We start from the raw sequence: 4,931 nt of genomic DNA on the forward strand, positions 1-4,931 counted from the left end.
GGTATGGGATCGGGACGCTCCTTGGGATGACCATCGAGTCCTGGATCGGCCTTGGCACCGTCATTGTCCGGATCTTCTGCACACACGACCCTGAACCGCTCATTCGCCATCTCGGGGACCTCGGGTACGGCACAACGCGGATCAACGGTTCGGGCCAGTTCGTGCCGGCAGTTGCCATCCTCATCAGCATGGTGCCAAGAAAAGAGGCCGGCAGGTTGCTTGAGGTGCTCAAGACCGGCTATCCCGACGTGCATTTCACCATCGAGGATGTCTCCACTATGAGCGAGCGGGAGATCTACTTCGGGGCACGGAAGCGGGGGATTGCCGGGTTCATCGGGTACGGGTGAGGTGCCCGGGGGAGGGGCTGATTCCGGAAAAATCCCGATCCTCCTTCCCTGGCCGGCTTTCCACGAGACAACCAGCAACCGCTCCGAGCGGAAGAGATACTGGTGAAAAAGAACGAAAAACGGGGATGAGAAAAGAAAAATATTACTTCTTGCCGCCCTTTGCCGGGGCTGCACCCTTCTTGTCGTCGGCCTTGGCCGGGGCACCGCCCTTTGCCGGTGCGGCTTCCTTACCGCCCTTTGCCGGGGCCGCACCCTTGGCGTCCTTTGCCGGCTCGGCTGCTGCTGCCTCTTCGGTAACAACCGGTGCTGCAACGACCTTCTCTCCGACAAGTTTCGGTGCTGCAATAACCCTGCCGCTGACCTTGATCTCCTTGACCTTCAGGTGAGCCGGGCTCGGGAGCTTGTGGGCGCCGTGGCGCATTGCGTCCTTGACCTTCTCGAGGTACTGGGCGGTAGAGAAGACGGTCAGGACTGCCTGACCAGCGGTGACGCGGGCCGCGGTTCCGACGGCCTTGCCAAAGGCGAGGCGCATCCCTTCCGAGACACGGTCGGCACCGGCGCCGGTTGCCTGCTTGTTCTCGCGCAGGACATGGTGGGGGAAGACGCGGACCTTGAAGTGGAAGTTGGACCGGCCGACGTCCTTTAAGAGCCGGCGGTTGATGGTGATGCGGGCAGCCTCTAAGGAGCTGTGCCGGATCTGGCAGGCCTCTTCAACAATCAGGTCAACTTCAGTCGGGAATTCCTGCGAGAGGTTGCCCATCTCGAACTGCACGATCTTGTTCCCGGGGACACCGCCCATGTATTCGCGCCGTGTGTAGGCCTTCTTGGCAACGTCCCTGTACATCTTTGCCGGTTTTCTAACCATCGCGTCCAACTCCAAATGCGTAAATGTTGAAAAAGCGGTCCGGAATATCAGGTATTAAAGACAGATATCGGTACCGGTACGCTCCTCAAACTGCTTGTATAAAATGGATATGTGCCGTATTAAACCTTACTGGATACTACAGTGCTGGTTTATAAGGTCAAGGACCTGGCGCCGGATCTCCGCAAACTCCGGGCTTGTGCGGTCGCGGGGCCGGGGGAGCCGGATCTCGTACACCTGGCAGATCCGGCCCGGCCGGGGTGTCAGAACAACAACCCGGTCAGAGAGGAAGACCGCCTCGTCCACACTGTGAGTGATGAAGACCACCGTCTTTTTTGTCTTCTCCCAGATCTCGAGGAGCTCGATCTGGAGCTTGTTCCTTGTCTGCGCATCGAGCGCCCCAAACGGCTCGTCCATCAAAAGCACGACCGGGTCGAGCGCCAGCGCCCGGGCAACGGCCACCCGCTGCCGCATCCCGCCCGAGAGCTCCGAGGGGAAACTGTCCCGGAACTGGCTGAGGTTGACCAGCTCCAGGTACTCTTCTGCAACCCGGTAACGTTCCTCCTTTGGCATTCCCCGCATCTCGAGGCCGAACGCGATGTTGTCGATGACGGTCCGCCACGGGAAAAGCGAGTATTCCTGGAAGACCATGCCGACTTTCGGGTTCGGGCCCCTGATCTCCTCACCGTCAAGCACGATCGAGCCGGACTCTGCCGTATCGAGGCCGGCAATCATGCGGAGCAGCGTGGTCTTGCCGCAGCCCGAAGAGCCAAGGATACAGACAAACTCCTTGTCCTTCACCGTAAGTCCCAGGTTCTCCAGCACAACGAGCCGCGACCCGTCATCGCGCGGGAACGACTGGTTCAGGCTTTGTATCACGAGGTCGCCCATCTTATGCCACCTCCCCGGTCCGCCACTTCAGGAACTTCTTGTCCACGTAGGACCGGAAGATCATGTCAAACGCAAGGCCGATGAGGCCCAGCAGGATCATGTACACGACAACGCTGTCCATCTGGTGGAGGGAGTAGTAGAACCAGAGCTTCTGGCCAAGGCCGAAGTTCGAGACCCCGAAGAGCTCTGCTGCAACAAGACACATCCAGCCAACACCGGTCGCGATCCGGATCCCGGCTGCCACGGACGGCAGGGCTGCCGGGAAGGCGATGTACCGGACCAGGTCGCGATCCTTTGTACACCCGAGCATCTTGCCGGCCTCCACGAAGACGCGGGGCACGCCCCGGAAGCCGCTGTAGGTGTTGATAATGATGGGAAAGACCGCCCCGATGAAGATGATGAACCCGGCCGAGAACGAGGTGAGCCCGAACCAGATGATGGCAAACGGGATCCAGGCAAGCGGGGGGATGGGGCGGAGGAGCTCGATCAGTGGATCGACCAGCGCCTCGACCCGTCGGTTCCAGCCCATGATGATCCCAAGCGGGATGCCAACAAGAAGCGCAAGGCCAAGGCCTATGGCGAAGTGGACGAGACTCGTCCCAAGGTCGATGAAGATGTCGCCCTTTGCAACCAGGCTGACAAATGCCAGCGCAACATCTGTCGGAGCGGGAAGGATGAACGGGTAGCGGATGATGACTGCGGCAATAAACTGCCAGGCAATGAGCGCGAGCGCGACTGCGAGCACGCCAAGCCGCCAGTCCCTGTCATTCTTCACAAACCTTCCCATGGTGCTCCCTGCACTATCCGGTATCCCGGATTATCCTGTATAAGTAAGATCCTCAAGGGAAAAAAAGGTTGGTTGATTTCAGCTCTTCTGGTAGAACGAGAGGTCGAAGATCTCGTCCTTTGAGAGCTGCTTCTTGATGTACCCGAGATCGTACTGGATCTTTGCATAGGTCAGGACGGGTTCCACGATGATGTTCGGGTCCGATGCCCAGCTGCCATCCCATTCCGCAAGGGAGGCCTTGACATCATCAAGCTTTGCACTGGTCTTGGTGGCATAGATTACTGCGGCTTCGTCAGGGTTCTGGAGGTTCCAGGCAACCGCCTTGTCGTTTGTTGCGATGATCTGCTTCACGATCTCGGGGTGCTCACGGATCAGCTTGCCGCTTACTACGAGAACACAGCAGGTGTGATCGGGATACATCTCACCGGAGTGGACCACGATTTTACCCTTACCCTGGTTGACGATGGTGCTCGGGGATGGGGTCGGGAGGAAGACTGCATCGACCTTGCCGGCAAGGATAGCCGTTACTGCATCGCCCGGTGACATGGGAGCGATCGTGACATCCTTTACCGGATCGATATTGTTCTTCTTGAGCCAGTCGCGGAGGATGGTGTCCTGGATGCTTCCGACAGCAAACGTGCCGATGGTCTTGCCCTTCAGGCTCTCGGGGCCCGTGTAGTCGAGACCGCTCCTCACAACCAGATCGGAGCCCTGGGTGTTGACACCGGCAACGATCTTGGCGTCAAGGCCGGTGCTGACCGCGGTCAGGAACGGGGCTGCGCCGACATAGGCGACATCAAGTTCGCCGGCCTGCATGGCCTGCATCTCGGACGGGCCGCTCGGGAAGACCTTGTCGGAGACTTTCTTTACGCCGAGCGGAGCGAGGTCCTGCTGCCACCAGCCCTTCTCCATGGCGGTGATAAAGGCCATCTGGTGAGTGCTGGGCTGGTAGCCGATGACGAGTTCGTCGACGGGTGCTTTGCTGGTCTTGGTGTCGGAGGGCTGGGTGCAGCCGGCCGTGACCAGGAGGAGGACAACCGCGATGGATACGATTGCCATGATTGCAGGAGATTTCATACCGGAGTGTTGTCCGGGCATTATTAAAAACTACCCGATTCGGCCATTTATTCTCTCTTTTTGTCATAAAAAATAAGAAAAATTATACAATAGGAGATGTTTTTTAGTATAACTGTCCAGTTTTCCCGGTTTTCCCCATGCACATTTTAGGACAAAAAGGAAATATTTTTCATGGGTTGGCCCATTTGTATCTGTTATATGGCACAAGTGGACCCGATTGACCGGATCGTGCGCGCTGCGCTCATCTCGGACGAGGAGTTCGTTACGGCCTTAAACGACCTCCTCAAACACGACCTGCGGATCAGCGTGCGGGAGCTCTCGGACAAGAGCGGGATCGCCCAGAGCTCGCTCTACAAGATCCTGCACGGGAGGCGCTCGCCCAACCTCTCGACGTTGCGGGCGATTGTAAAGGCCCTGCGGCAGCTCTACCACGTGGGCAACGAGGACTTCATCGGCCTCATCGCAGCACGCCCGGTGCTGGAGAGCGTGGAGGAGCGGATGGCGGAGATCGACGGGCACCGGATGCGGGTGAGGGAGTATCCCGTCCACACCATGGAGGACGCGATCGTTGCGGCGGTCCGGGCCGAGCGCGAGGGAGCGATCGCGATCGTCTGCGCCCCGATCGTATCAAGCATTATCGAGCAGCTCGTGCATGTGCCGGTTGCAACCATCATTCCCCGGGAGTCCGTGCAGCAGGCGATCGAGCTTGCGGCACGCAAGGCGTGGCTTTAATCAGTATATGACCAATAATACCGGTAATTAAAGGGTGAACGGATGCGAACGGATGTTGTACGGCGGGGGCGTCTTGCCGGGGAACGGGACTCCGACATGCAGGAGTTCCTCTCATCGATGGACGCGGACCGGTATATCGCGGAAGCAGACCTCCAGGAGGACATTGCCCACGTGCTGATGCTGGACCGGCAGAAGATCAATGAGCGGAAAACAACAAAGCAAATCGTAAACGTGC

The 4,931-nt window shown here is 58.6% G+C and carries 5 protein-coding genes and 2 pseudogenes; 3 read left to right on the top strand and 4 right to left on the bottom strand.

What is annotated here, in order from left to right; all coding sequences use genetic code 11:
• Positions 1–347: pseudogene (locus CW742_RS07160) on the top strand (hypothetical protein); the annotation flags it as partial.
• A gap of 142 nt (positions 348–489) precedes the next feature.
• Here the strand turns inward: CW742_RS07160 and CW742_RS07165 are convergent.
• From CW742_RS07165 to CW742_RS07180, 4 genes are all read right to left on the bottom strand, one after another.
• Entirely contained in the window at positions 490–1,212 is a 723-nt protein-coding gene (locus CW742_RS07165) for a 50S ribosomal protein L16 (RefSeq protein ID WP_342764864.1), read from the bottom strand.
• Between the two features lie 126 nt (positions 1,213–1,338).
• Positions 1,339–2,100 (bottom strand): ABC transporter ATP-binding protein, encoded by a 762-nt coding sequence (locus CW742_RS07170; RefSeq protein WP_292418449.1) that lies wholly within the window; start codon positions 2,098–2,100, stop codon positions 1,339–1,341.
• Position 2,101: 1 nt separating this feature from the next.
• Positions 2,102–2,887 carry an ABC transporter permease gene (locus CW742_RS07175; RefSeq protein WP_292418451.1) on the bottom strand — a complete coding sequence of 262 codons (786 nt, stop codon included), beginning with the start codon at positions 2,885–2,887 and terminating at the stop codon, positions 2,102–2,104.
• Between the two features lie 78 nt (positions 2,888–2,965).
• On the bottom strand, positions 2,966–3,964 hold the full coding sequence (locus CW742_RS07180) for an ABC transporter substrate-binding protein (RefSeq protein ID WP_292418453.1): 999 nt from the start codon (positions 3,962–3,964) through the stop codon (positions 2,966–2,968).
• 198 nt (positions 3,965–4,162) lie between these two features.
• Between CW742_RS07180 and CW742_RS07185 the strand changes: the two genes are divergently transcribed.
• Entirely contained in the window at positions 4,163–4,696 is a 534-nt protein-coding gene (locus CW742_RS07185) for a helix-turn-helix domain-containing protein (protein WP_292418454.1), read from the top strand.
• A gap of 42 nt (positions 4,697–4,738) precedes the next feature.
• Positions 4,739–4,931: pseudogene (locus tag CW742_RS07190) on the top strand (argininosuccinate lyase); the annotation flags it as partial.

Origin of the sequence: Methanoregula sp. (genome assembly GCF_002835825.1) — an archaeon.
In the GTDB taxonomy this organism is placed as follows: domain Archaea; phylum Halobacteriota; class Methanomicrobia; order Methanomicrobiales; family Methanospirillaceae; genus Methanoregula.

Bases quoted from the DNA above. Each gene is read 5' to 3' on its own strand.
- CW742_RS07185 (WP_292418454.1), top strand. From the start codon at position 4,163: ATGGCACAAGTGGACCCGATTGACCGGATCGTGCGCGCTGCGCTCATC.
- CW742_RS07165 (WP_342764864.1), bottom strand. From the start codon at position 1,212: ATGGTTAGAAAACCGGCAAAGATGTACAGGGACGTTGCCAAGAAGGCC.
- CW742_RS07180 (WP_292418453.1), bottom strand. From the start codon at position 3,964: ATGAAATCTCCTGCAATCATGGCAATCGTATCCATCGCGGTTGTCCTC.
- CW742_RS07175 (WP_292418451.1), bottom strand. From the start codon at position 2,887: ATGGGAAGGTTTGTGAAGAATGACAGGGACTGGCGGCTTGGCGTGCTC.
- CW742_RS07170 (WP_292418449.1), bottom strand. From the start codon at position 2,100: ATGGGCGACCTCGTGATACAAAGCCTGAACCAGTCGTTCCCGCGCGAT.